This window comes from Streptomyces sp. NPDC005281 (assembly GCF_040607495.1).
GTDB lineage: Bacteria > Actinomycetota > Actinomycetes > Streptomycetales > Streptomycetaceae > Streptomyces.
The window spans coordinates 1-2,737 of record NZ_JBEXGX010000091.1 but is presented as its reverse complement, the minus strand read 5'-3'; the positions used below and the strand labels follow the sequence as shown (position 1 = coordinate 2,737).

General features: G+C 72.6%; 3 protein-coding genes. All 3 read right to left on the bottom strand.

Annotation, left to right across the window (positions count from 1 at the left end; all coding sequences use genetic code 11):
• A partial coding sequence (locus tag ABZV42_RS42135) for an alpha-amylase family glycosyl hydrolase (protein ID WP_356057548.1) occupies positions 1-1,055 on the bottom strand: 1,055 nt, incomplete at its 3' end.
• A 123-nt stretch (positions 1,056-1,178) separates the two neighbouring features.
• Positions 1,179-2,552: a phosphotransferase gene (locus ABZV42_RS42130; protein WP_355979941.1), complete on the bottom strand. Its 1,374-nt coding sequence runs from the start codon at positions 2,550-2,552 to the stop codon at positions 1,179-1,181.
• A 47-nt stretch (positions 2,553-2,599) separates the two neighbouring features.
• Positions 2,600-2,737 (bottom strand): alpha-glucosidase C-terminal domain-containing protein (locus ABZV42_RS42125; RefSeq protein WP_356057550.1); only part of this gene is annotated, 138 nt, incomplete at its 5' end.

The window sequence follows — 2,737 nt, the reverse complement described above, 5'->3', positions numbered from 1 at the left end:
GCGGGGACCCAGTCCATGAGGACGCCGATTCCGGCGCGGTGGAGGGCGTCGACGAGGTGCTTGAAGTCGTCGGGGGTGCCCAGGCGGGCGGTGGGGGCGTAGAAGCCGGTGACCTGGTAGCCCCAGGAGCCGCCGAAGGGGTGCTCGGAGACGGGCATCAACTGGACGTGCGTGAAGCCGAGGCCGTTGACGTACGCGGGCAGCTGTTCGGCCAGTTGCTGGTAGGTCAGGCCCGGTCGCCAGGACGGCAGGTGCACCTCGTACACCGAGAACGGCGCCTCGTGCAGCGGGCGGCGCTTCGCCCGCTCCTTCATCCACTTCGAGTCCTGCCACGTGTACGACGACCGTGTCACGACCGACGAGGTGGCCGGCGGCACCTCGGTACGGCGGGCCATCGGGTCCGCCCGCAGGGTGCGGGAGCCGTCGGGGCGGGTGATGTCGAACTTGTACAGCGTTCCCTCACCCATGCCGGGCAGGAACACCTCCCACACGCCGGATGATCCGAGCGAACGCATCGGGAATCCGGCGGCGCCGTCCCAGTGGCAGAAGTCGCCGCAGACGCGGACCCCTTGAGCGTTCGGGGCCCACACGGTGAACCGCGTTCCCTCGACATCCTCGTGGGTCATCGGCTCGGCGCCGAGCGCCCGCCACAGCTCCTCGTGCCGGCCCTCGGCGATCAGATGCAGGTCCAGCTCGCCGAGCGCGGGCAGGAATCGGTAGGGGTCCTGTGCCTCGAACTCGGTGCCGTCGTACGTCACCAGCAGTGTGTACGCGGGAATCCGGTCGAGCGGCAGGACGCCTCCGAAGAACCCGTCGCCCAGGTCCTCCAGTGGGCTGCGGTGCCCGTCCACGACGACCGTCACTCCCTGGGCGTACGGCCGCAGCGCCCGGAACATCACTCCGCCCGGCACCGGATGGGCACCCAGCAGCGCGTGCGGATCGTGGTGGGCGCCGGACAGCAGGCGCCCCCGGTCCGTCGGGTCCAGCGCGGCGGGCTGCGCGGACGGGGCGGCGGGCTTGGCCCGTCGTACGCGGGTGGATGCTGTGCGGGTCACGGCTTGGGCCTCTCGAAGCGGGGGTGGTCGGAGGGAGTGTCGAACCGGTTCTGCCGGTTGTTCGTCGGTGCTGGGTGCTGGGTGCTGGGTGCTGGGTGCTCGTGCTCGGTGGGCGGTCGGTGGTCAGGTGCGGTCGGCGAGTCGTCCGACCGCGGCCATGGGCACGGGCAGCCAGTCGGGCCGGTGCCGTGCCTCGTAGAGCACTTCGTACACGGCACGGTCCGTCTCGTACGCCCGCAGCAGTTCGGGTTCCTCGCGCGGATCCCAGGCCGCCGCGGCGGCGTAGCCGGCGCAGAAGGCCTCGCGGCAGTGCTCCGCCCACTCCGGACGCCAGGGCTGCCGGGAGCGGGCCGCGTAGTCGAAGGACCGCAGCATGCCCGCGACATCGCGTACAGGCGACTGGACACGCCGACGTTCGCTGATCGGGCGGGCCGGTTCACCCTCGAAGTCGATCACCGACCATCGCCGCCCGGCCCGCAGGACCTGGCCGAGGTGGAGGTCGCCGTGGATGCGCTGGGCTGGGCGGACCGACGGGTCAAGGGCGGCGAGAGCGTCGAACGCCGACCGCAACCCGGCAGCGTGCGGGCGCAGTTCGGGGACGGAACGGACCGCGGCGTCGAGCCGCTCGTGCATCGCCTCCGCGAGGCGCTTGTTGCCGTACGGGCTCGGCGCGTCCACGGGGAAGGCCGTCGCCAGGGCCAGATGCACCTCGGCGGTGGCCCGGCCCAGTTCGAACGCCTCGCCCGCGAAGTCCTGCCGCGAGCCGAGGGACTCGAGTGCCAGCGCCCAGCCGTCGGCGGCGTCCCGCAGATACGGCTGGAGGACGCCGAGGGTCGCCTCCTGCGGCTCCGAGGTCCTGAACCACGCGGCCGGGGCCGGAACGCGGTCGCAGCCCTGCCGGGCCAGTGCGCGCGGAACCTCCAGATCCGGGTTGATGCCGGGCTGGACGCGACGGAAGACCTTCAGTATGAACGCGTCTCCGTAGACCAGCGAGGTGTTGGACTGCTCGGCGTCGAGGAGACGTGGTGCGAGACCGGCCGGGACCGTCACCCGGGGGTCACCCTCGAACCGCAGCGGTCCCGCCGTACCCGAACGGCGCAGCCGTTCCAGGAGCAGCCCCGCGGCCTTCGGGTCGTGGAAGGCGTCGTACACGGTCAGGCCGGCCAGCGGGCCGGCGCTCGCCCGGCCGATGAAGGCGTGGGCCAGCCGCGGCGGCAGGACCTCCCGCACCCCCAGGAGCAGTTGGTAGCAGTCCTCGGCCGCGGGCGTGCCGGCCGTGCCGTGGGCGGGCGGGCCGAGGTGCTCGGTGCGGACCAGCAGATGCAGACACCCCGGGTACAGCTCGGTCGTCGACAGCAGCGTCACATCCGTCACGGGCCTGCCCTTGCCCGCGAACCAGCGCTGCCGCGGCAGCCAGGCCCGCAGCAGTTCGGCCAGCGAGGTGAGCAGCGGAGGGGTGTCGAGGCCGCTCGGACGCTGCAGAGCGGTGTCCGGCATGACGGCACGTCCTTTCAGGGGCGGGCGGGCTGTCGAGGGGTACGCGGTCACGATCGCCTCGTGGTGCCGGGCCCGACCGCGGGGCGCAGCCGGAACCAGTAGAAGCCGTGTCCGGCGAGGGTGAGCAGGTAGGGCAGTTCGCCGATGGCGGGGAAGCGCACGCCGCCGATGAGCTCGACCGGGTG